This window comes from Pseudophaeobacter sp., from assembly GCF_039971195.1.
Lineage (GTDB): Bacteria > Pseudomonadota > Alphaproteobacteria > Rhodobacterales > Rhodobacteraceae > Pseudophaeobacter.
In genome coordinates this window covers 1-22,100 of the sequence record NZ_JBDWPJ010000034.1, presented here as the reverse complement: position 1 = coordinate 22,100, position 22,100 = coordinate 1, and the positions used below count along the sequence as shown (strand labels likewise).

The 22,100-nt window shown below is 57.3% G+C and carries 19 protein-coding genes and 2 pseudogenes; 14 read left to right on the top strand and 7 right to left on the bottom strand.

Annotation, left to right across the window (positions count from 1 at the left end):
- Nucleotides 1-254 precede the first annotated feature (254 nt).
- The 6 genes from bamA to lpxB all read left to right on the top strand — a co-directional run bounded on the left by bamA (nucleotide 255) and on the right by lpxB (nucleotide 6,583).
- On the top strand, nucleotides 255-2,657 hold the full coding sequence (gene bamA, locus ABJP42_RS02555; RefSeq protein ID WP_348338327.1) for an outer membrane protein assembly factor BamA: 2,403 nt from the start codon (nucleotides 255-257) through the stop codon (nucleotides 2,655-2,657).
- 40 nt (nucleotides 2,658-2,697) lie between these two features.
- Complete coding sequence (locus ABJP42_RS02550; protein WP_348338326.1) at nucleotides 2,698-3,303, top strand: OmpH/Skp family outer membrane protein; 606 nt, start codon at nucleotides 2,698-2,700, stop codon at nucleotides 3,301-3,303.
- A gap of 77 nt (nucleotides 3,304-3,380) precedes the next feature.
- Nucleotides 3,381-3,845: a 3-hydroxyacyl-ACP dehydratase FabZ gene (gene fabZ, locus ABJP42_RS02545; protein ID WP_348338325.1), complete on the top strand. Its 465-nt coding sequence runs from the start codon at nucleotides 3,381-3,383 to the stop codon at nucleotides 3,843-3,845.
- 5 nt (nucleotides 3,846-3,850) lie between these two features.
- Complete coding sequence (lpxA, locus tag ABJP42_RS02540; RefSeq protein WP_348338324.1) at nucleotides 3,851-4,636, top strand: acyl-ACP--UDP-N-acetylglucosamine O-acyltransferase; 786 nt, start codon at nucleotides 3,851-3,853, stop codon at nucleotides 4,634-4,636.
- A gap of 4 nt (nucleotides 4,637-4,640) precedes the next feature.
- Nucleotides 4,641-5,429 carry an LpxI family protein gene (locus tag ABJP42_RS02535; RefSeq protein WP_348338323.1) on the top strand — a complete coding sequence of 263 codons (789 nt, stop codon included), beginning with the start codon at nucleotides 4,641-4,643 and terminating at the stop codon, nucleotides 5,427-5,429.
- Nucleotides 5,426-6,583 carry a lipid-A-disaccharide synthase gene (gene lpxB, locus ABJP42_RS02530; RefSeq protein WP_348338322.1) on the top strand — a complete coding sequence of 386 codons (1,158 nt, stop codon included), beginning with the start codon at nucleotides 5,426-5,428 and terminating at the stop codon, nucleotides 6,581-6,583. Before ABJP42_RS02535 ends, lpxB begins: the two co-directional genes overlap by 4 nt.
- Nucleotides 6,584-6,608: 25 nt before the next feature.
- Here lpxB and mnmA read toward each other — a convergent pair whose 3' ends face one another.
- Nucleotides 6,609-7,754, bottom strand: coding sequence for a tRNA 2-thiouridine(34) synthase MnmA (gene mnmA / locus ABJP42_RS02525; protein ID WP_348338321.1), 1,146 nt, complete (start codon nucleotides 7,752-7,754; stop codon nucleotides 6,609-6,611).
- A 150-nt stretch (nucleotides 7,755-7,904) separates the two neighbouring features.
- Here mnmA and sciP point away from each other — a divergent pair, with 150 nt between their 5' ends.
- The 5 genes from sciP to ABJP42_RS02500 all read left to right on the top strand — a co-directional run bounded on the left by sciP (nucleotide 7,905) and on the right by ABJP42_RS02500 (nucleotide 13,932).
- Nucleotides 7,905-8,183 (top strand): CtrA inhibitor SciP, encoded by a 279-nt coding sequence (gene sciP / locus ABJP42_RS02520; RefSeq protein ID WP_348338320.1) that lies wholly within the window; start codon nucleotides 7,905-7,907, stop codon nucleotides 8,181-8,183.
- A 125-nt stretch (nucleotides 8,184-8,308) separates the two neighbouring features.
- Nucleotides 8,309-9,028, top strand: coding sequence for a response regulator transcription factor CtrA (ctrA, locus tag ABJP42_RS02515; protein WP_348338319.1), 720 nt, complete (start codon nucleotides 8,309-8,311; stop codon nucleotides 9,026-9,028).
- Nucleotides 9,029-9,328: 300 nt separating this feature from the next.
- The gene (gene ligA, locus ABJP42_RS02510) at nucleotides 9,329-11,554 is read left to right on the top strand and encodes an NAD-dependent DNA ligase LigA (RefSeq protein WP_490363177.1); all 2,226 of its coding nucleotides are present in this window, start codon (nucleotides 9,329-9,331) and stop codon (nucleotides 11,552-11,554) included.
- Entirely contained in the window at nucleotides 11,551-13,641 is a 2,091-nt protein-coding gene (gene recG / locus ABJP42_RS02505) for an ATP-dependent DNA helicase RecG (RefSeq protein ID WP_348338318.1), read from the top strand. The genes ligA and recG overlap by 4 nt, the downstream gene beginning before the upstream one ends.
- A 168-nt stretch (nucleotides 13,642-13,809) precedes the next feature.
- Nucleotides 13,810-13,932, top strand: a complete 123-nt coding sequence (locus ABJP42_RS02500; RefSeq protein ID WP_348338317.1) for a hypothetical protein — start codon at nucleotides 13,810-13,812, stop codon at nucleotides 13,930-13,932.
- A 277-nt stretch (nucleotides 13,933-14,209) separates the two neighbouring features.
- Here ABJP42_RS02500 and ABJP42_RS02495 read toward each other — a convergent pair whose 3' ends face one another.
- Together ABJP42_RS02495 and ABJP42_RS02490 are read right to left on the bottom strand one after the other, a co-directional pair.
- A complete protein-coding gene (locus tag ABJP42_RS02495; protein ID WP_348338316.1) occupies nucleotides 14,210-15,670 on the bottom strand; it encodes a methyl-accepting chemotaxis protein in 1,461 nt (486 codons plus the stop codon).
- Between the two features lie 59 nt (nucleotides 15,671-15,729).
- Nucleotides 15,730-16,182 carry an iron-sulfur cluster assembly scaffold protein gene (locus tag ABJP42_RS02490; protein ID WP_348338315.1) on the bottom strand — a complete coding sequence of 151 codons (453 nt, stop codon included), beginning with the start codon at nucleotides 16,180-16,182 and terminating at the stop codon, nucleotides 15,730-15,732.
- 59 nt (nucleotides 16,183-16,241) lie between these two features.
- Here ABJP42_RS02490 and hisI point away from each other — a divergent pair, with 59 nt between their 5' ends.
- On the top strand, nucleotides 16,242-16,619 hold the full coding sequence (gene hisI, locus ABJP42_RS02485; protein ID WP_348338314.1) for a phosphoribosyl-AMP cyclohydrolase: 378 nt from the start codon (nucleotides 16,242-16,244) through the stop codon (nucleotides 16,617-16,619).
- An 89-nt stretch (nucleotides 16,620-16,708) separates the two neighbouring features.
- Here hisI and gluQRS read toward each other — a convergent pair whose 3' ends face one another.
- The 3 genes and pseudogenes from gluQRS to ABJP42_RS02470 all read right to left on the bottom strand — a co-directional run.
- Nucleotides 16,709-17,632, bottom strand: a complete 924-nt coding sequence (gene gluQRS / locus ABJP42_RS02480; RefSeq protein WP_348338313.1) for a tRNA glutamyl-Q(34) synthetase GluQRS — start codon at nucleotides 17,630-17,632, stop codon at nucleotides 16,709-16,711.
- A gap of 24 nt (nucleotides 17,633-17,656) precedes the next feature.
- A complete protein-coding gene (trmFO, locus tag ABJP42_RS02475) occupies nucleotides 17,657-19,000 on the bottom strand; it encodes a methylenetetrahydrofolate--tRNA-(uracil(54)-C(5))-methyltransferase (FADH(2)-oxidizing) TrmFO (protein WP_348338312.1) in 1,344 nt (447 codons plus the stop codon).
- Nucleotides 19,001-19,470: 470 nt separating this feature from the next.
- Nucleotides 19,471-20,265 (bottom strand): annotated as a pseudogene (locus tag ABJP42_RS02470) (enoyl-CoA hydratase); the annotation flags it as partial.
- A 52-nt stretch (nucleotides 20,266-20,317) separates the two neighbouring features.
- Between ABJP42_RS02470 and ABJP42_RS02465 the strand changes: the two are divergent.
- Nucleotides 20,318-20,740: a PaaI family thioesterase gene (locus ABJP42_RS02465; protein WP_348338311.1), complete on the top strand. Its 423-nt coding sequence runs from the start codon at nucleotides 20,318-20,320 to the stop codon at nucleotides 20,738-20,740.
- Nucleotides 20,741-20,755: 15 nt separating this feature from the next.
- On the opposite strand, the gene asd is transcribed toward ABJP42_RS02465, so the two are convergent.
- The gene (gene asd, locus ABJP42_RS02460; RefSeq protein ID WP_348338310.1) at nucleotides 20,756-21,649 is read right to left on the bottom strand and encodes an archaetidylserine decarboxylase; all 894 of its coding nucleotides are present in this window, start codon (nucleotides 21,647-21,649) and stop codon (nucleotides 20,756-20,758) included.
- A gap of 263 nt (nucleotides 21,650-21,912) precedes the next feature.
- Between asd and ABJP42_RS02455 the strand changes: the two are divergent.
- Nucleotides 21,913-22,100: pseudogene (locus ABJP42_RS02455) on the top strand (amino acid ABC transporter substrate-binding protein); the annotation flags it as partial.

Genomic DNA, 22,100 nt, shown 5'->3' with positions numbered 1-22,100 from the left:
ACCGGCTGAACCGGAAAACGGGTTTGCACTATTGCTGCGTCTGAACTGGGATAGGGCGCTGTCAGCCACGCTTATTTTCCTGTCTCTGACGCTCGGCTCATGGTTGGTCTCTTTGTAAATCCAACACCCGTTTAAGTTTTTATTTTCTAGAGGCACGCGGGTTCCTGCCCGCGTGCCTCTTTGTTGGTTTTGACAAGCGCCCTCAAACCCGGTACGCACGGAGTTAAGCTGCTATTAATTTCGGGTAAATACTGATGGTTTGGGGCAAGAACGCAGGCATATCCTGCGGTGAGCGTGTTAAGCGCACCAATATTTTGTATCGGGGCGTATCCGTACTCGCCTTGACTGTGACTTTGGGATTGGGGCTGTCACCCCAATATGCCGAGGCACAAAGCTACCGGTTCAATTCGGTGAAGGTTGAAGGCAACCAGCGCATCCAAAGCTCAACTATCGTGGCCTATACTGGCATCGAGCGGGGCAAATCGGTCAGTGCTGGGGCGCTCAATGATGCCTATCAAAGCATCATCGACAGCGGTGTTTTTGAGCGCGTTGAGCTGGTCCCGAGTGGTAATACGCTGATCATCAAGGTCACCGAATTTCCGACCATCAATAAAATCAACTTTGAAGGCAACCGCCGGATCAAAGATGAGAATCTGTCGGAGATCATCGAATCGTCGCCGCGCCGAGTATTCAATCCTGCGCAGGCTGAACAGGATGCAGCGAACATCGCCGCGGCCTATGGTGCCCAAGGGCGGCTGGCCTCGCGGGTGACCCCACGGATTATTCGCCGCAGTGATAACCGGGTAGATCTGGTTTTTGAAATCTCCGAAGGCGATACCACCGAAGTTGAGCGTGTTTCCTTTATTGGCAACCAAGTTTATTCGGATCGCAGGCTGCGCCGTGTTCTGGAAACCAAACAGGCCGGTTTGTTACGCGCTTTCATTAACAAGGACACGCTGATCGAAGAGCGTATCGAATTCGACAAACAGGTCCTGCGCGATTTCTACCTGTCGCGCGGCTATGTCGATTTCCAGGTCAATAGCGCCAATGCCGAAGTCACGCGTGAGCGGGATGCGGTTTTCCTGGTGGTAGATGTCTCTGAAGGTCAGCAATTCTCCTTTGGCGAGATTTCGGTCACCAGCGAAGTTTCTGAGGCAGATGCGGATGTGTTCCGCGCGGCCATGAAGGTGAAGCCTGGGGTGATCTATTCCCCAACGCTAGTTGAGGCAGAGATCGAACGGCTGGAAACCTTGGCCCTGCGCCAGGGTATCGACTTTTTGCGCGTTGAACCTCGGGTCACGCGCAATGATCGCGACCTGACGCTTGATATCGAATTCATGCTGACACGTGGACCGCGAGTCTTTGTTGAGCGTATTGATATCGAAGGTAACACTACGACCCTGGATAGGGTCATTCGCCAAAAATTCCGCACGGTTGAGGGCGATCCTTTCAATCCCCGGGAAATTCGCAGCACAGCCGAGCGTATTCGCGCTCTTGGATTCTTCTCTAACTCGGATGTGGATGTGCGGGAAGGCAGCTCGCCGAGCTTGGTTGTTGTCGATGTCGATGTCGAAGAACAACCAACAGGGTCGTTGAGCCTAGGTGGGTCTTACTCTGTCAATGATGGTTTTGGTATTTCCATCGGCTTGACGGAAAACAACTTCTTGGGCCGCGGTCAGCGTTTGTCCTTCGCTATCGCAACCGCAACCGAGGCTGACGAGTATATCCTTGGGTTCGTTGAGCCACATCTGTTGGGACGGGATTTGCGATTCAGCCTTGATTTGGGGCTGTCAGAATCGGATTCGAGTTTTTCTGAATACGACACCAAGCGGGCCTTCCTGACTCCAACACTGACCTTTAAAACTGACGAGAATTCCTCCCTGCAGTTGCGGTATTCCTGGGAACAGTCGGAAATGATCCAGCGCAGTGATGTGAGTTACACTGGGGGTACCTATCCGGCAGCAGCGCCGACTGTGCAAAACGAGATTGCTCTTGGCAAGCGCAGCAGCAGTATTCTGGGACTAACCTATGCCTATGACAGTCGTCTCACGGGCCTGAACCCCAATGCGGGATTTCTGTTTGAAGTTGGGGCTGACTATGCCGGTATCGGCGGCGACAATGAGTATCTGAAGGCGACCACCAAGTTTGTCGCCCAAAAGATGATACTTAATGAAGAAGTGACACTGCGGGCCACTTTTGAAGCCGGGACTTTCAACTGGATGGGCGATGGCAGCAGCCGATCGATTGATCGCTTTGTTCTGTCGCCATCCATTATGCGCGGCTTCGAGCCCGGTGGTATTGGCCCGCGGGACCGTTCTGCCCGTGCTGATGGTGGCAATTATGATGATTTCCTTGGCGGCAATGTTTTTGCTGTGGCTAGGTTTGATGCAGAGTTCCCACTTGGTCTGCCAGAAGAACTGGGCTTGCGCGGCGGCGTATTCTATGACGTTGGCAACCTTTGGGGGTTGAACGATGTCAACACGGCAGGCAGCACTAGCATCGTTGGCGCGAATGGGTCCTTCCGTCATGTGATTGGATTTTCTTTGCTGTGGACTACCGGTCTCGGACCTTTGCGGTTCAACTTCACCAAAGCCCTCAAAAAAGAGGATTTCGACCAGGAACAGAGCTTTGATTTGACCCTGCAGGCGCGGTTCTGATCAGGTGGACAGCTTTCTGGCGAAATTTTTGCCTCCAAAAATGCAGCAAGCGCTGGCCTTCGGGCTGGCGCTTATTGCTATCACCTCACCTGTTCCGAGTGTTCAGGCGCAGCAAAATCCGGTCGCGGGTGGATTTGAGTTAGGTGAAGAGGTGCAATCTGCCCCCCCGCAAAGTGGCTTATTGACTATTCAGCCGGACCGCTTGTTTTCCGAAAGCCTTTTTGGCCAAAGAATCGCGCAGGAGATCGAGGCGGAAGGTGCCGTTCTTACTGCTGAAAACCGCAATATCGAGGCCGATCTGCGGGCCGAGGAACAAGAGCTGACCGAACGGCGCAGCACGATGGAAGCCGCCGCCTTTCGCACCCTTGCAGATGCCTTTGATCGTAAGGTTCAGCAAACACGCGCTACCCAGGATGCCAAACTCCGCGACATCAGCCAGTTGGGAGAACAAGCCAGGCGTGAATTCTTTGTTGCCTCGCTGCCGGTTCTGGAACGGATCATGCGCGAAACCGGCACCGGCGCCATTCTGGATCATTCGACTGTGTTTCTGAGCGCCGATGCGGTGGATATCACCGATCTGGCCATTGCCCGGATCGACGCTGTGCTTGGCGATGGTCTTTCCCAGGCAGAGAGCCCGGACGAGTAATCGCCGCGCCAATGCTTGCCCCAGCGAAGCCCAGTTGATAGGGCTAGCTTAAATCTTTCAATGACAGGATACCCGCCATGACCGCTGATCTGCAAAGCGCCGACATCCATCTGATCCAGCGCATCCTGCCACATCGCTACCCGTTTCTTTTGGTTGACAAAGTGGTCGATATCGACGGCATCCAGTCTGCCCGGGGCATCAAAAATGTCACCATGAACGAGCCGCATTTTCAGGGGCATTTCCCTGGCACGCCGATCATGCCGGGGGTGACTATTGTCGAAGCCATGGCGCAGACTGCAGGGGTCATGCTGGGCGTAGCCTTGGATATGATCGACCGCGACCTGCTGATCTATTTCATGAACATCGACAAATGCAAATTCCGCCGCAAAGTCATTCCGGGCGATGTGCTGGAGATGAAAGTGGAAATCCTGCGCGGCAAACCCGGTGGTAAGATCTTCAAGTTCAAAGGCATCGCCACAGTTGAAGGTGAAACCGCCGCTGAGGCCGAATTCACCGCCATGGTTGATGTCCAAAAGGATTGAGTGAGATGAGCCAGATCCATCCCAGTGCGGTGATCGAAGAGGGGGCTAGCCTAGGCGAGGGCTGCAAGATTGGTCCTTTCTGCCATATTGGCCCCGATGTGGTGCTGGGCGACCGGGTAGAGCTGAAGTCTCACGTGGTTGTCACAGGTGACTGCGAGATTGGCGATGAAACCGTGGTGTTTTCTTTTGCGGTGATTGGTGAGATTCCACAGGATCTCAAATTCCAGGGCGAAAAAAGCCGGACAGTTATTGGCCAGCGCAACCGCATTCGGGAACATGTCACGGTTAATGCCGGTACCGAGGGTGGTGGCGGCGTCACCCGCATTGGCGACGATGGGCTGTTCATGGCGGGCTGCCATGTGGCCCATGATGCCATTGTGGGCGATCGGGTCATTGTGGTGAATTCTGCGGCCATCGCCGGCCACTGCGTGCTCGAAGATGACGTGATCATTGGCGGGCTGTCCGGGGTGCATCAATGGGTGCGCATTGGTCGTGGGGCCATCATTGGCGCGGTGACCATGGTGACCAATGACGTCATCCCTTACGGTCTGGTGCAGGCCCCAAGGGGGGGCTTGGACGGGCTCAACCTTGTGGGGCTGAAACGGCGCGGGGTGACCCGCTCTGACATTACCGCCCTGCGGGCGGCCTTTCAGATGCTGGCCCAGGGCGAAGGCACGTTTCAGGAACGGGCCCGGCGTTTGGGCGAAGAGACCGAGAGCGCTTATGTCGAGGAAATCGTTGCCTTTATCACCGGCGAAACCGACCGTTCCTTCCTGACACCCGGAGGCTGATCCCATGCTTGCAGTGATTGCAGGAACCGGGCTCTTGCCCAAAGAAGTGTCTGAACGTCAGGTCAAGCGACCGCTGATCTGCGCCATGGAGGGGGCCGAACCTGACTGCGTAGATGCAGAGATTTCCTTTCGGATCGAACATCTTGGCAGTTTTCTGGCGCGGCTTAAATCGGCCGGCGTCACCGAAGTCTGTCTGGCGGGCGCAGTGCGCCGCCCTGCCGTTGATCCCTCGCAAATTGATGCGGCGACCCTGCCTTTGGTTCCGGTTATTCAGGCCGCCCTTGGCTCTGGCGACGATGGCGCCCTGCGGGCCGTCATGGGGGTGATCGAACAAGCCGGGTTTTCTCTGCGCGCGGCCCATGAGGTTGCGCCAGATCTTCTGATGGAAGAAGGCGTTGTGACCCAGGTGCAGCCCGGCGCGCTGGACAAGGCAGACGCGACGCGCGGTGTCGAAGTTGTAGCGGCGATGAGTGCTGCCGATATTGGCCAGTGCTGCGCCATTCGTGCCCGGCAAGCCATTGCCGTTGAAAACATCTTTGGTACCAATTGGATGCTGCAAAGCCTGGCCAATCGTCCGGACGGTCAGGGTGGTATCCTCTTCAAGGCTCCTAAACCGGGGCAGGACCGCCGGGCCGACCTGCCGACCATTGGCCCGCAGACGGTTGAGTTGGCGGCGGCAGCAGGCCTCTCTGGTATCGTTCTTGAAGCTGGTGGCGTGATTGTCCTGGAACAGGACAAGGTGATTGCTGCCTGTGATCGCCTCGGGTTGTTTCTCTGGCTGCGCGGCTCGTGAGCCTGAAGGTCTTTATCCTGGCAGGGGAGCCCTCTGGCGACAGGCTGGGCGGCGCCTTGATGGCTGGACTGAAGGAGCTGCGCCGGGATGTGGCCTTTGACGGTATTGGTGGTGATCTGATGGAAGCGCAGGGGCTGGCCTCTCGCTTTCCAATGCAGGAATTGTCGGTCATGGGGCTGGCCGAGGTGCTGCCAAAGTATCGCCATCTGAAACGACGCATTCGCGAGACCGCAGAGGCAGTCATTGCGCAGCAGCCGGATGTGCTGATCACCATCGACAGCCCGGATTTCTCGTTGCGGGTGGCCAGCATGGTCAAAGCTGGCAGCAATATTCGCACCGTGCACTATGTGGCGCCTTCGGTCTGGGCCTGGCGCCCAAAACGGGCGGTCAAGATGGCCAAAAGCATTGATCAAGTGCTGGCGCTCTTGCCATTTGAACCGCCTTTGATGGAAGCAGCTGGGATGGACTGTGACTTTGTCGGCCATCCCGTGGTGTCAGAACCCTTGGCCACTGCGGCAGAGATTGACAGTTTTCGCGCGCAGTTTGACCTCGGGCAGGCGCCTTTGCTCCTGGCGCTTCCCGGCTCGCGCCGCTCTGAAGTGACCCGGCTGGGCCCGATCTTTGGTGAGGCACTACAGGCTTTCCAGCATTTTCACCCGGAGCATCGCGTCGTGGTACCCTGTGCCGCCCCGGTGACCGATCTTGTGCGGGCTCAGGCGGAAGAATGGCCAGAAGATACCCTGTTTTTGGACCCCAAGGCATATGAGGCAGAGGATTTTGCCGCGATCAAACGCGCGGCCTTTGCGGCTTCTGATCTGGCCCTGGCGGCCTCTGGCACTGTGTCACTGGAACTGGCGGCTGCAGCCACCCCAATGGTGATAGCCTATCGGTTCCAATGGCTGACCTGGCAGATCATGAAACGCATGGCACTGATCGACACGGTGACATTGGTCAATCTGGTGAGCGAGACCCGTGTGGTGCCGGAATGTCTTGGCCCGGATTGCGAAGCTGAGATGATTGCCCATGAGCTGGACGCGCTGGCCAAGGCTCCGGAGCTGCAAAAAGCTGCGATGGCGGTGACCATGCAGCGTCTGGGGCTGGGCGGCGAGGCGCCGGGACTCAGGGCGGCCCGGGCGGTGTTGAACCGCCTCTAGCCTTTTTTCTCATCTAGGCCCTCGCCTAGTAGCCACGCCAGATCCAGCCGCCGCCAAAGATCCGGCTGCTGTCTGCCTCATAGAATACACAGGCCTGACCTGGCGACACGCCTTCTTCGGGCGTCAGCAGTTCAACCTCGGCAGTGGTCGCGCTGAGCGGGCGAATGATGGCTTCGCGCGGTGGCCGGGTCGAGCGCACCTTGACCAGAACATTCCATTCCTTGCGACTCTCAAAAGGTTCATCCCCCAGCCAGTTGATTTCACGCACGGGAATGGTGCGGGTGGCCAGCAGCTCTTTGGGACCGACAATCACCTGTTTTTTGTCCACATCCAGCCGCACCACATAAAGCGGCTCTGTCAGCCCGCCAATGCCAAGGCCACGACGCTGGCCGATGGTATAGTGAATCACCCCAGTGTGGTTGCCAAGCACTCGCCCGTCGGCATGGACGATCTCTCCCGGCTCTGCCGCACCTGGACGCAATTTCTCGATTACCGAGGTATAGTTTCCATCCGGGACAAAACAAATGTCCTGACTGTCGGGTTTGTCAGCCACGGCCAGACCGTATTGGGCCGCCATCTCGCGGGTGGCATCCTTGGAGGGCAGATGGCCCAGAGGGAATCGCAGATAGTCCAACTGTTCCGGGGTGGTGGAGAACAAAAAGTAGCTTTGGTCGCGATTCGCATCCTCGGCGCTGTGCAATTCGGCCCCCATGTCACCCATTTTACGCTGGATGTAGTGACCGGTTGCCATGCAATCGGCCTCCAGCTCGCGGGCGGTTTCCAGCAGATCCTTGAACTTCACCCGCTCATTGCAGCGTATACAGGGCACCGGTGTGGCGCCGGCCAGATAGCTGTCGGCAAATTCATCAATCACCGCATCCTTAAAGATGTTCTCATAATCAAGCACATAATGCGGGAAGCCACGCTCTTCGGCAACCCGGCGGGCATCATGGATATCGATGCCGGCACAGCAGGCGCCTTTTTTGGCAAGGGCTGCCCCATGGTCATAGAGCTGCAGGGTCACGCCGATCACGTCATAGCCTTGATCCGCCAAGTAAGCGGCAACAACAGAACTGTCGACGCCTCCGGACATGGCCACCACCACGCGGGTTTCAGAGGGCGGTTTGGCAAAGCCAAGAGAATTCAGCGGGGTGTCGATATCCAACGCCATAAGGCAAATCCTTAGATCAAGGGGGCAAGCGTCGCAGAATATATGAAAATCCTACAGACTCTCAAGGGGGCAGGTTCATCGCTCTTTAATTAGACTGGACAAATGCTGTTGTTGACCGATGAAAATCACCAAAGCGAACAAGGGTAGAGCATGTTCCTGAAGAAAGTTGAGGGGCCTCGTGCCGTGACATTGCCAGATGGCTCGACGATGACGCGCGCGGACCTGCCGCCGGAAACAACCCGCCGCTGGGTTGCGTCGCGCAAGGCTGCGGTGGTGCGCGGCGTGCTGTATGGGCTGCTCCCACAGACCGAAGCCCTGCGACGGTACGGCCTGAGCGAAGAGGAATTTCGCAGCTGGATTGCAGCCGTGGCAGACCACGGAGAAGAGGCTTTGAAGACCACTCGACTAAAAGAATACCGTAAACTCTGAGGCTCTTTTTCAGTGAACACTTGAGTCAAAGTTGATATTTAACGATTATGGTAACGGGCCATTAACCTTTTTCCATCAGGGTTAACGCAACCTAAGGGAAACAGTTACAGGCGGAGACTTACAACATGCGCATTCTTCTGGTCGAGGATGATCCAACAACAGCAAAAAGCATCGAGCTGATGCTAACCCATGCAAACCTGAACGTCTATTCGACGGATCTTGGTGAGGAAGGGATCGATCTTGCAAAGCTCTATGACTACGATCTGATCCTTCTTGATCTGGGCCTGCCGGATATGAACGGTCACGAAGTTCTGCGTCAGCTGCGCATGGCACGTATCGAAACGCCCATCCTGATCCTGTCGGGCGCTGATGATACCGACAATAAAATCAAGGGCTTTGGCTTTGGTGCCGATGACTACCTGACCAAACCTTTCCACCGTGAAGAGCTGGTCGCACGGATCCACGCGATTATTCGTCGCTCCAAAGGTCACTCGCAGTCGATCATCAAGACCGGCAAGATCGCGGTTAATCTGGATGCCAAAACCGTGGAAGTGGACAGCAAGACTGTGCATCTCACTGGCAAAGAATACCAGATGCTGGAGCTGCTAAGCCTGCGTAAGGGCACGACCCTGACCAAAGAAATGTTCCTGAACCACCTCTATGGCGGCATGGATGAGCCCGAACTGAAGATCATTGACGTATTCATCTGTAAGCTGCGCAAAAAGCTGAGCACAGCAACTGGTGGCGACAATTACATCGAAACAGTCTGGGGCCGGGGCTATGTTTTGCGGGACCCGCAGGATGATCAGATGGCCGGCGGTCAGCGGATGGCCGTAGGCGCCTGAAACGACAGAGTCTGATCACGACACTCCCAGCCCGGAGAGAACCTGGGCAACCCCTGATTGGGTTTGCTGCTTCTCGGTGAATGTTTGGATAGTGAAATCAAGGTTAATGCAGGCGGTTTTGAACCTGCTCACAAGAACCCGCTTCGGCGGGTTTTTTGCTGTTTTGAACCTGGAGCCCGTTAACGGCGTTTTCTTCCCTCTGCCTCTCTGGACCTGAAGCCGGTGGCATCTTATCACCAAGAGTGAGAATAACCTGGGGGGCCGCGCGTGGACCAAATTGATACATCTGACCCGGCGAAGCTGACGCCAGAGCAGGCGCGAGCGGCGTTTTTACAGTTGCAAGAGCAGATTTCGGCAGCTGATCTGGCTTACCATCAGGATGACGCGCCGATTCTGAGCGATGCGGACTACGATTTGGCTCGGCGACGCTATCGTCAGTTGGCAGAGGCCTTCCCCGAGCTGCAAGACGCCGCGACGCAGCTGGAGAGGGTCGGCGCGCCGGTCAGTTCCGGTTTTGGCAAGATCCAGCACGTGGTGCGGATGCTCTCCCTTGGGAATGCTTTTGAGAATTCGGATGTTACCGATTTCACCCGCAGCATTGCCACATATCTGGGGCAGGACAAGACGCAGGTGATCGCCTTTACGGCGGAGCCAAAGATCGACGGGCTGTCGCTGTCGCTGCGCTATGAGAATGGCGCCCTGGTGCAGGCCGCCACCCGTGGGGATGGCGAGACCGGCGAGAATGTTACGGCCAATGCCCGCACCATCGCCGATATTCCGCAACACCTCAGCAGTGCGCCCGAAGTGCTAGAGGTGCGGGGCGAAGTCTATATGAGCCACGCAGATTTTGCCGCCTTAAATGCCCGTCACGCTGAACGCGGGGGCAAGATCTTTGCCAATCCGCGCAATGCGGCTGCCGGCTCGCTCAGGCAGTTGGATGCCGAAATCACCCGCGCCCGGCCTTTGCGTTTCTTTGCTTATAGCTGGGGGGATCTTTCTGCACCCTTGGGGAAAACGCAAGCCGAAGCGATCGAGCGCCTGCACGCGCTGGGATTTCAGACAAACCCGCTGACCAAGACCTGCGCCTCGGTTACAGAGATGATTGCACAGTACCGTTTGATCGAAGAACAGCGCGCCACGCTGGGCTATGACATCGACGGTGTCGTCTACAAGGTGGATGATTTGACCCTGCAGGAGCGGCTTGGTTTCCGCTCAACCACACCACGTTGGGCCATTGCCCACAAATTCCCGGCTGAGCTGGCCTGGACCCGGCTGGAAGCTATCGACATTCAGGTGGGGCGCACCGGCGCGCTGAGCCCGGTGGCACGGCTGACGCCGGTCACTGTGGGTGGCGTTGTGGTCTCCAACGCCACCCTGCACAATGAGGACTACATCAAAGGACGGGATTCCAAAGGCGAGGTGATCCGTGGCGGTAAGGATATCCGCATTGGCGATTGGGTGCAGGTCTACCGTGCAGGCGACGTAATCCCAAAGGTCGCCGATGTGGATCTGTCAAAACGCCCTGAAGAGGCTGTGCCCTTTGCCTTCCCGGTACTTTGCCCGGAATGCGGGTCTGAGGCCGTGCGCGAGGAAGGAGACGCGGTGCGCCGCTGTACCGGCGGCATTATCTGCCCGGCGCAGGCCATTGAAAAACTGAAACATTTTGTCTCCCGCAAGGCCTTTGACATTGAGGGTCTCGGCGCCAAGCAGATTGAGGCCTTCTACGAGGATCAGGATCTGCCCATTCGCACCCCGGTGGACATTTACCGCTTGGCCGAACGGGATAGGGGCAATTTTGGCAAGCTGAAGAACCGCCATGGCTGGGGTGATCAGAGTGCGGCCAATCTCTTTGCCGCGATTGAGGAAAAGCGCAATATTCCCCTGGGACGGATGATCTTTGCCCTTGGCATTCGCCACGTGGGCGAGGTCGCGGCTAAGGATCTTGCACTGCACTTTGGCTCCTGGGAAGCCTTGGCCAAGGCGCTGGATTTGGCGCGGCCAGTGGCCCTGGCGCATCGCGCTGCGGATCTGGCAGAGGATGAGGAACGGGCGCAGGCCCTGAGCGAGGGACGCCGCGCCAAAATCAAGGAATCACGCGCGGCGCGGCTTGCGCTTTTTGAATTGCCTCCAGAGGCGCGTGACGCTTGGGAAGACCTGATTGGCATCGATGGGATTGGCGCCACTGTGGGGCTGTCGCTGTCGGATGCGCTGGCCAATGCGCAGGAGCGCGCAGTTATTGACGATCTGGTGTTTCACTTGACCATTGCCGCCCCAGCTGCCCCTTCGCAGGCAAGCCCGGTTGCGGGGCTGACAGTGGTTTTCACCGGTAAGCTGGAGAAGATGACCCGTGACGAGGCCAAAGCCCGGGCGGAATCGCTGGGCGCTAAGGTTTCGGGTTCGGTGTCCAAAAAGACGGATATTCTGGTGGCCGGGCCGGGGGCAGGTTCAAAAGAGAAAAAGGCGCAGGATCTGGGTATTCGCATCCTCGATGAAGACGGCTGGCTGGCCGAGATTTCCACCTCATGACCGGGCGGCCGGAAATTCTGTTCCCGCTGTTTGCCGATGCGGAGACGCTCAAAGGCGTGGGGCCAAAGACTGCTCAAAATATGGCGCAGATCGGCTTGGAAACCCCACGTGATTTGGTGTTCTCGCTGCCGCATTCCATCCTGGACCGTCGCCGTCGCGACAGTATCCAAGGCTTGGATCTGCCCGCCATTGCCACCGTGGAGGTGGAGGTGGGCAGCCATGTTCCCGCCCGTAATCGCGGTGGCGCTTACCGGATCAATGTCGCCGATCAAGAGGTTGAGTTTCAACTGGTATTCTTTCATGGACGTAGCCGGTATCTAGAGGCGCAGTGCCCCGAAGGGTCCCGGCGTCTGGTCTCTGGCAAGGTGGAGCTGTTTGATGGCATGGCCCAGATGGTCCACCCCGATCACATGCTTCCGCTGGCTGAGGCAAAGGAGATCCCAGAGTATGAGCCGGTCTATCCGCTGACTCAGGGCGTCACTCAGAAGGCGATGACCAAAGCGGTGCAAAGCGCCCTGGATCGCCTGCCAGATCTGGCAGAATGGATCGACCCGGAACAGGCCCGCCGCGAAGGCTGGCCTGCGTGGAAAGAGGCGCTGAGTGCTGCGCATCATCCGCAAGGGCTGGAAGAGCTGTCATCAGAGGCGCCCGTGCGCAGCCGTCTGGCCTATGACGAGCTGTTTGCCCATCAGCTGACCCTGGCCCTGGCGCGACAGGCAGAGCGGAAAACACGTGGGATTGTCAGCACTGCCACAGGGCGGTTGCAATCGCGGGTGCTCAAGGCCTTGCCCTATCGCCCCACCAATGCCCAGGCTCGCGCGATCGAGGAAATTTCCACCGATATGGCCTCGGATCGGCGCATGAACAGATTGCTGCAAGGTGATGTAGGGTCGGGGAAAACTCTGGTTGCCTTTATGGCCTTGCTGGTCGCGGTTGAGGCCGGGGGCCAGGGCGTGATGATGGCGCCAACTGGCATTTTGGCGCAGCAGCATTTTGAAGGTCTGCGCCCCCTGGCCGAAGAGGCAGGCGTGGTGCTGGAACTGCTGACCGGGCGCGACAAAGGCGCTGACAGACGCGCCAAACTGGCAGCGCTGGCGGCCGACGATATTCAGATTCTTGTTGGTACCCATGCGGTGTTTCAGCAGGACGTAGCCTTTCACAAACTGCATCTGGCCATCGTTGATGAACAACACCGGTTTGGGGTGCGCCAACGCATGGAGCTGGCCGAAAAGGGCAAGGGGGCCGATGTGCTGGTGATGACCGCCACGCCGATCCCGCGCTCGCTGGCCCTGGCACAATACGGCGATATGGATGTTTCGGTGCTGGACGAAAAGCCTCCTGGCCGCAAACCGGTAAAAACCGCCGTTCTAAGCACCGAACGCATGGAAGAGGTGGTCAACCATCTTCGTAGTGCCATCGACGAGGGGCGCCAATGCTATTGGGTTTGCCCGCTGGTGGGCGAATCCGAGGTGATGGATCTGATCGCTGCAGAAGAACGCTTCAAACATCTGCGCGCTACCCTGGGCGAAGGCGTGGTTGGGCTGGTGCATGGCCAGATGCCCCCGGCAGAAAAAGATGCAGCCATGGCCGCCTTTCAAAGCGGAGAGACCAAGGTTTTGGTGGCGACGACGGTGATCGAAGTGGGGGTCAATGTTCCCAATGCCACGATCATGGTGATTGAACGCGCCGAGATCTTTGGACTGGCGCAATTGCACCAGCTGCGGGGGCGGGTGGGGCGAGGCAGCGCTGAATCTACTTGTCTGTTGATGTATCAACCGCCACTTTCCGAGGGCGGGCGACGGCGTCTTGAGGTGCTGCGTGAGAGCGAAGATGGTTTCAAGATCTCAGAAACGGATCTGCAGATGCGCGGTGCCGGAGATGTGATTGGCACGGCGCAATCAGGCCTGCCGCGATTCCATATTGCAGATCTGGAGCGGCAGGCGCCCCTGATGGCAATCGCGCAAAGCGATGCCCGCGCCCTGCTGACAACTGACCCTGGCCTTGCCTCTGATCGGGGACGTGCCGCGCGTGTTCTTTTGTGGCTAATGAAACAGGATCAGGCTATTCGTTTGATTTCAGTCGGTTAGCCTGTTCTTCTCCGCGTACCCTCGTTCAGGTTCCAATAAAGTTCGCAAATGTTCTCAAAAAGTTCTTTACAGAGCTGACGTAAAGTGAGAACAAATAAGCAACAAGGCCGACAAAGAGCGGCGCGGCGAAAGCCTGAACCCTGACAGAGAGTAGCGGAGAGCAAGACAATGATGACGCAATTGAAGACGACGCTGAGCAATACTCAATCCACCCTGCTGCAGGATGCCCTGGGCGCTGCAGCGCTGATTGTCATGCTGGTTGTTGCGCTGCATCTGCCTGGCTTCTTGTGACCCTGGCTTCCTGTATTCCGGGTTTCTTGAAACTCAACCTGCCCATCCCCATGTAAGGACCTGAAACACTGCTGAATTACTGCCTGCTGTCTTTATGACAGATGCGCCCACATCCTTGATGTGAACAGGAGTCCCGCCTGTACCAAATCCTGCCGGTTGCGCCTATCAACCGGAAGCCGCATCTGATCCCCGCATGAAGACGCATTTCCTGCCGCCACCATCTGCCCGGATGTGTGGCGGCTTTTTTTTCAGGCCGCAGGGCATGGGGGGAGGGGGATTAGGAACCGGTCGTTTTAAGCCCCATGCGGATGCCGCCCCAATGGCGGGACTCGACAAAGATTGGCACCGAGAGATCTTTCATCATGACAAAATTGCCACCGCCCATGTCGCGACGATAGACCTGCATCAGGAAGGCTTCGGAGTTGCGCCCAGCCTTAAGGCCAACCCGGTCGTTAAAAATCCGCCTGTTGCGGCAATTTCCCATGTTCCAATCCGGATCAGAGCTCTGCGGATGCGAGAACATCTTGTTGTGGGTTGGCAGGTACCCATTGGTATCAACCGCAGCACAAAAGGCCACGCGCGGATCAAATTCCAAAGCCGCTTCCAGGATGGGCGGCAGCATGGTGTCGGTCAATGGCAAAAAGCCAGTGGTGAACTGTTCCGGGTTGGTGCCGGGAATGGGCCGGTAGGTTTTGTCAAACAGGGCGCTGGAGGCAATTTTTCCAGTGCGCAAAGCCTCTTCGAAAATTGCGCTGACCTGTTTGCTGACCTGCTTGGCATAAGAGATGAAGCGTTTGTCATCGGATTGCCCGCCCAAGGCAACGGTGCCCTGAACCAGCTGTTCGGAAGAGACAATGAGGTTTTCAACCCGGGTGTGGGTGTCGTGAATGCCGGTGGTGGTCTCTTGCACGGATTTGCTGATGCGATTGATGTTGGGGGCAAAACTGCTGACCGCTTCCTTCACCTGCGCGGCTTCTTTCAGAATGCGCGAGGTCTGAGTGTTCACATCCGTCGCCTTCTCTTCGATGCTGAGCAGCGAGGTATCGGTATCACGGGCCTGGCCGAGGATTTTCTCCGCTGACCGGGACACATCAACGGTTTCGTCATGCAGCAGCGTGACCCAATTGGAGAGGTTCTCGATGTTGTCGCCAATCTCCTTGGCCGCAGTCTGGGTGCGTTTGGACAGGTCATTAATCGCCTCGGCCACCACGGCAAAGCCCCGGCCTGCATCGCCTGCACGGCTGGCTTCGATCTTGGCATTGATCGCCAGGATGTTCACCTGGGCTGCAATGCTGGTGATCATCTCGTTGTTCTTGCGGACCGCGTCTACGGTCTCACCAATCTGGTCGGTGCGCTCTTCCAGATCGTTGACCCATTCGGCAACCTCCTTACTGCGCCCACTATTGTCGCGGACAAATTTCACGGAAGTTTGAACAGATTGGAGGGTTTCTTCGGTGGTGACCGAAACCGTTTGAATCGTGTCGAGCACCTGATCATTGGAGGAGATGACTCGTTCCGCTTCGCGGGTGAGGTCCTGCAGAGACGAGAGCTGTCCCTGGGATTTTTGGTCCATCAGATCCAGAAAGCCGGCGATGTCGACAATCTCGTAGCCGAGCTTGGAGGAGACCTGGGTCAACTGGTTCAATTGCGGGTTCACCGCCTGAGCCATGGCGTCATTGTCGTCCTGCGGCGTCTCACCGTCCTGAGACGGCTCCAATTGGGATGAATTTAGCTGCATCTTTTGAACCCGTATAACACTTACGGGAGGCAGCATATTTGATTAAAATAAAGGTGAGGTTAAGCGCAGTTCTTCTGCGAGGCCGCCTTGAAGGCTTCCAGGCAGGCTTCGAGACACAGTAGGATCGAAGCGTGGCGGTTTTTGAATTCTCGTGCCGGAATAAGCACTTCCAGCCCGGAAAAGGGTGCCTTTGGGGCGGGTTGGTCTGAAATCAGCATGTCCTTGAGTTGATCGCGTGCAGTCTCAACTTCCTTTAGGTTGCGTCCAATGATGTTTTGCCCCACCACCGAAGCAGAGGCCTGCCCCAGAGCGCAGGCCTTGACGTCCTGGCCAAAGCCGGTGATCCGGCCATTCTCAAGTGTGAGGTCAACGGTCACCGTGGAGCCGCAGAGCGGCGCGCGTTTTTTGGCGGTGGCATCCGGGCTGTCCAGCCTGTCGAGATGGGGGATATCTGCGGCCAGCGCCAGAATGCGGGCAGAGTAGAGTTTGATCAGGTCAGTTTCGCTGGACATGGGCTGTCTCGGGCTTTCCCTTGGGGTTTCTCCCCTATACATAGGCAGGCAAATTCAAGATGCAAAAGGTTTTTACCATGTCCTTTGATCCCCATAGCCTGAAGTATGATGCCGCCGGATTAATCCCCTGTATCGCCCAGGACGAAGCCAGCGGTGAAGTGCTGATGATGGCCTGGATGAATGCTGAAAGTGTTGCCAAGACGCTGGAGACAGGTAAGGTGACCTATTGGTCCCGCTCTCGCCAGTCCTTCTGGATCAAGGGAGAGACCTCGGGCCATGTGCAGACGCTTGTTGATCTGCGCCTGGACTGTGACCGCGATTGCCTCCTGGCGCTGGTACATCAGGTTGGAGCCGCCTGTCACACCAACCGCCGCACATGTTTTTACACGGCTGTTCGGGATGGGGAAGAGCAGGAACTAATGGCGCCGATGGCGTGAGTTTCGGCTTTCAGAAAAGGGGGCGGCGCCCGGGGCGCCGCTGCCGCCGGCGGGAATATTTTTAGAAAGATGATGATGGGAGCTGGAACTTAGCCCAGGCCGACAAGCTGGCGAATGTCTGCCGGGCTGGCGCCCTCGGTACGGTATTTGGCAATGGCACGGGCATCATCGCGTTTGGCCAGGCGTTTGCCCTGATCGTCGCGGATCAGGCGGTGGTGGTGGTAGACTGGCTGGGACCAGTATTGGTAGAGTTCATCGTCAAGGAGCCAGCCAATGAGAAGCTGGATGATGGTTGCTTCCAAAAGATCCGCGCCGCGGATGACATGTGTCACCCCCTGTTCCTGATCGTCGACCACCACAGCCAAATGATAGGATGCGCCCATATTCTGGCGCGCGACCACAAAATCTCCGATTTGGTTGAGAATGAACTCTGAGGTGAATTCATATTGTTCTATCGCTGTGTTCGCGTGCGGCCCGGTTTCCATGAAGGATGAGAAGTCTAGGCGTTCTCCGGCGCGCTGGATGAAATGAGGGCGCAGGTCGTGGCCTGCAAGTGCTTTGGCGACATCCAAGCGGAGCGTGACGTTTTTAGGGCGTTGTCCGGAGGGGCGAGTCTGCGGGCGGCAGGTGCCCGGGTAGATCAACCCGTCCGGCCCAAATTGTAGCCCACCCTCCTGTGGCGCGGATTGAGCCTCTTTGATGTCACGGCGCGAGCAAGAGCATTGATAAAGCAAGCCTTTGCGCCAGAGCACGTCCAGGGCTTCATCATAATCTGCCTGACAGGCGGATTGTTTGCGCACTGGCGTTGGCCAGGAGAGTCCGAGCCAGTGCAGATCCTCATAGATCTGGGTTTCCCAGGAACAGCGCGACCTGGACTGATCCAGATCATCAATACGGAGCAAGAATGTGCCTCCCTGCTCCATTGCCATATCATGGGCCAACAGGGCGGAATAGGCGTGGCCCAGGTGCAAAGGGCCGGTGGGCGAGGGGGCGAAACGGGTAATGAAAGTCACAGGATCTGCCCTCTCTTTAGCGGTTCAGGCGAAGGTTTCCAGCCACTTGGTCCAGGCTGCCTTGGCGCGATCGGTATAGGCCTTGTAGCGATCTTTGCGGCCGCGACGGCCACCTTTGAGGCCTTCGACCGGTTGGAATAGGCCAAAGTTCACGTTCATCGGCTGAAAGGTCTTGGCCTCGGCACCGCCGGTGATGTGGTGGATCAAGGCGCCCATGGCGCTATCCTGTGGTACGGTCGGCAGCTCCAGCCCGAGGATCTCGGCGGCGGCCATGCGACCGGCAAGCAGCCCCATGGCGGCGCTTTCCACATAGCCTTCCACCCCGGTGATCTGGCCTGCAAAACGCAAATGCGGCTTGGATTTCAACCGCATCTGAGCGTCCAACAGGGTGGGGGAGTTGAGGAAAGTGTTACGGTGAATACCACCAAGCCGGGCAAAGCTGGCCTCCTCCAACCCTGGGATCATCCGCAGGACCTCGGTCTGGGCGCCGTATTTCATCTTGGTCTGGAAGCCGACGATGTTGAACAGGGTTCCAAGTGCATTGTCGCGGCGCAGCTGCACCACGGCATGGGCTTTGACATCTGGTTGATGCGGATTGGTAAGGCCCACGGGCTTCATCGGGCCAAAGCGCAGCGTTTCGCGACCACGTTCCGCCATAACCTCGATCGGCAGGCAGCCGTCAAAATAGCCGGCGGTCTCGCCTTCGTGGAATTCTGTCTTGTCTGCCGCCAATAGCGCGTCGATGAAACCCTCGTATTGGGCTTCTGTCATGGGGCAGTTGAGGTAGGCGGTGCGCTCTTCCTCGGTGTCACCCTTGTCATAGCGCGACTGCATCCAGGCCTTCGACATATCGATGCTTTCGGCATAGATGATCGGCGCAATGGCATCAAAGAAGGCCAGCGCCTCGGCGCCGGTCTCAAGCTGAATGGCCTGGCCCAGAGCACTGGACGTCAATGGACCAGTGGCAAAGATCCAGTGGCCATCCTCAGGCAGACTGGTGATCTCCTCGTATGAAACAGAGATATTTGGATGCGCCTTGAGCTTGGCCGTGACCGTCTCGGCAAAGGGCTCGCGGTCTACGGCGAGGGCACCGCCAGCGGGCAGACGGTGTTCCTCGGCCGTGGCCATGATGACGCCATTGGCAGCGCGCATTTCCCAATGCAAGAGGCCAACGGCGTTTTGCTCGTCATCGTCAGAGCGGAAGGAGTTGGAGCAGACCATCTCGCCCAAATTGCCGGTCTGATGGGCAAAGGTTTCCACTTTGGGTCGCATCTCGTGGATCACCACTTTTACGCCCATATTCGCAGCCTGCCAGGCTGCCTCGGACCCGGCCATGCCGCCGCCCACGATATGCAATGTTTGTGTCATGGGGGGCAAATAGGGCAGGGGCGCGGTTTACGCAACAATGCAGCGCGGCAAATGTGGCGGGAAAGGGGCAAATGAGGACAAAGAAGGCAGCAGGTTCAGGTCTACGTTTCTGAAACCTGGCGCGCTGACGTTTTTGCCCTGGTCTAGGATGGCGCGAAACAATGAGCCGGAGGCAAAAGGAATGTTTCCAAATCTGCGACCAGATCGCAGAAAACTCCCAAAATCAACGGCGCCTCTGGCAAATTGATGGGGAGGAGGGGGCATTTGGGGCCGCTGCGCGGGAATGTCACCCGGGGAGAGAGATTCCCGGTTGGAGGGACCTTCCGCTGCAGCGGCCCAAATTGTGTCGGGGTTAGAAGCTGGTTCGTAACCCGTGCCCAATCTTTGCCATTATCTTGCCCCGATTAAAAGGCCCGATATAGAAACAATAAATCCCGAATGGTAAACAAAGACTAAAATTTTCACAAAATTCAGGATTTTTCCCAATCGGGGCTTCTTTTTTCGATAAAGGCCTGCATGCCCTCGACCGTGTCTCGCTGCAAAAGGTTCTCTACGATGACCTCGCTGGTATAGGCATAGGCCTCCTCAATGGGCATTTGAAGCTGCTGGTAATAGGCCTCTTTGCCCACTTTGACGGCAGCGCCGAGCTTAGCGGCGATTTTTTCCGCCAAGGCACGGGTTTCCGTCTGCAACCGGTCGGCGGGCACCGCGCGGTTGATCAGGCCAAGTTCTGCCGCACGTGGCGCTGACATAAAGTCACCGGTGGTGAGCAGTTCAAAGGCGTGTTTGCGCGGGATAGTGCGTGACAGGGCCACCATCGGAGTAGAGCAGAAAAGGCCGATATTGACGCCATTGACGCCAAAACGACAGTCCTCGCTGGATATCGCAAGATCACAGGAGGCCACCAGCTGGCAGCCGGCGGCGGTGGCGATTCCATGGGTCTGGGCGATCACTGGCTGGGGCAGGTGTTGCAGGCCCAGCATCACCGAAGTGCAGCGTGAAAATAGCCCTTCGAAATAGGATTTCCCGCCATCTTCGGCGGCGCGTCCGGCGGTCATCTGACGAATGTCGTGACCGGCGCAAAAGGCTTTGCCATTTCCAGAGAGGATCACCGCCTTGATGCTCTGGTCGTCCATCAGGCTGTCAATCTGGGCCTGCAGCGCGGCCAGCATCTCGTCGGAGAGGGCGTTTAACCGTTCCGGCGCATTCATCCGCAGGTGGGCTACGGCCTCTTTGTCGTCACGTTCCAGAATTGCCATCTTGCTCTCCTCTTGGGTTCTGGGTGAACACTAGGACGCAAAGAAGGAGAGGAAAAGCATGGGATTGGCATATGAAGCGGGCGAGCTGGAAACCTATATGGCGGCGATTTTTCCGCAGGTTGCAAATGACTTTGCCATTGATGCGCTGTCGCTGGACGGCATCACCATGCGGCTGAAAGTGGCAGAGCGCCATCTGCGCCCTGGTGGCACGGTCTCTGGGCCATCAATGTTTGCCCTGGCGGATGTCACCGTCTATGCGCTTGTTTTGTCACGCCTGGGGGCCAAAGCCTTGGCAGTAACCACAAATTGCTCGCTGGATTTTATGCGCAAACCGGAATCCGGCCGCGATATCATTGCGCGTGGACAGTTGCTGAAGCTGGGGCGCAGCCTGGCGGTAGGGGATGTTCATATGTTTTCCGAAGGGTCGGATAAACTGGTGGCGCGTTCCACCATGACCTATTCCATTCCGCCAGAGCGGTAGCGACGACGCGCTGCGTCAAATCACCGCTGAGGCTAGGGGCTGGCCCACTTTGACCAAGGTCTCGCGGCCCCGCGCGCTATTGGCGACCAGATCCGGGCTAAAGGCAACTTTGCCCGGTTCAAACACCACCACCACGGTGGAGCCGCCAAATTTGAAATAACCCTTTTCGTCCATCTTGCTAACGGTGCCTGCTGTCTTGGTGTTGATGATGGCACCGACCCCAAAAGCTCCGACTTCGCTGAAACAGTAGCTGCCGATGTTGTTTGTTTTAATAAGGGTGTTACAGCGCTTGTTTTCACCAAAAACATCCGGACCGGCCCCCAATGCGATTGGGTTTACCGAATGCAGTGCCCCGGCGATGTCTTCGCTGGTTTCAATCTGGCCAGAGGCTGGAAAATGGTAGCGGTGATAATCCGCCGGGCAGAGCCGCACGATGGCCAAGGCACCGCCAAGAAACTGATGTGAGAGGCCGGGCACCATGGCATTTATCGACATCGGATGGCCCTTGACCGGAACAAAGACATCCTTGTCCAGTTCGGGGAAGACCAGCACCCGACCATCCGCCGGGGAGACAATCTGGGTGGGGTCCGGGTCAAAGGGGCGGGCCTCGGGTTTTAGATGGCGGGCGAAGAAGTCGTTGAAAGACTTGTAATCTTCTGCTGGTCTGACGGCTTCTGCCATGTCAATGGACAGCTCATTAATCACCGATCTGATCTTGCCGCGTGACAGCGGGCTGTCGTACCACAGCCCAAACAGACGGCTGATCAGGCTGGAACGGAACAATAGGCGTTCCATCAGGTTGGAGCTGCTGTCCTGATAGGCCCAGCGGATCCACTTTTCGCCAAGTATGACCTCGTCAAACACGGTGCCGCTGTCTCGGTCGACCACCTGAATGGGGGTGTTTTGCATGGGATCCGCCTTCCTTCGCCTTGCTCTGTGCCGGGTAGCAGAAGCAGGCTGGCAGGCTCAAGCGGATTGTCGCACGCGGAAGCAAAGGAGACTCAGCCCCAGCACAGTTCGATCATAGGTCAGATCAATAATAATCATTCTCATTATCTGTTTGTCCAATGGAGGCGGCCTGTGCAAGCCTCTCCTCATAAACGCCGAGGGCCCGAGGCACCTGCCAGACAGGCCCTGAAAGAGCAGATATAGTACCGACACTGGAGAGACCCATGACACAACGTAGAACTTTTATCAAAACTGCAATGGCCGCCGGCTTTGCTTTGACTGCCAGCCTGACCACAGCCAGCTTTGCTGCAGCAGAAGAGCTGGGTACCATCAAGGAAAACGGCGTTATCCGCATCGCCATGAGCGGTGCCTATCCTCCCTTCAACTTTGTCAACGACAGCAACGAGGTTGT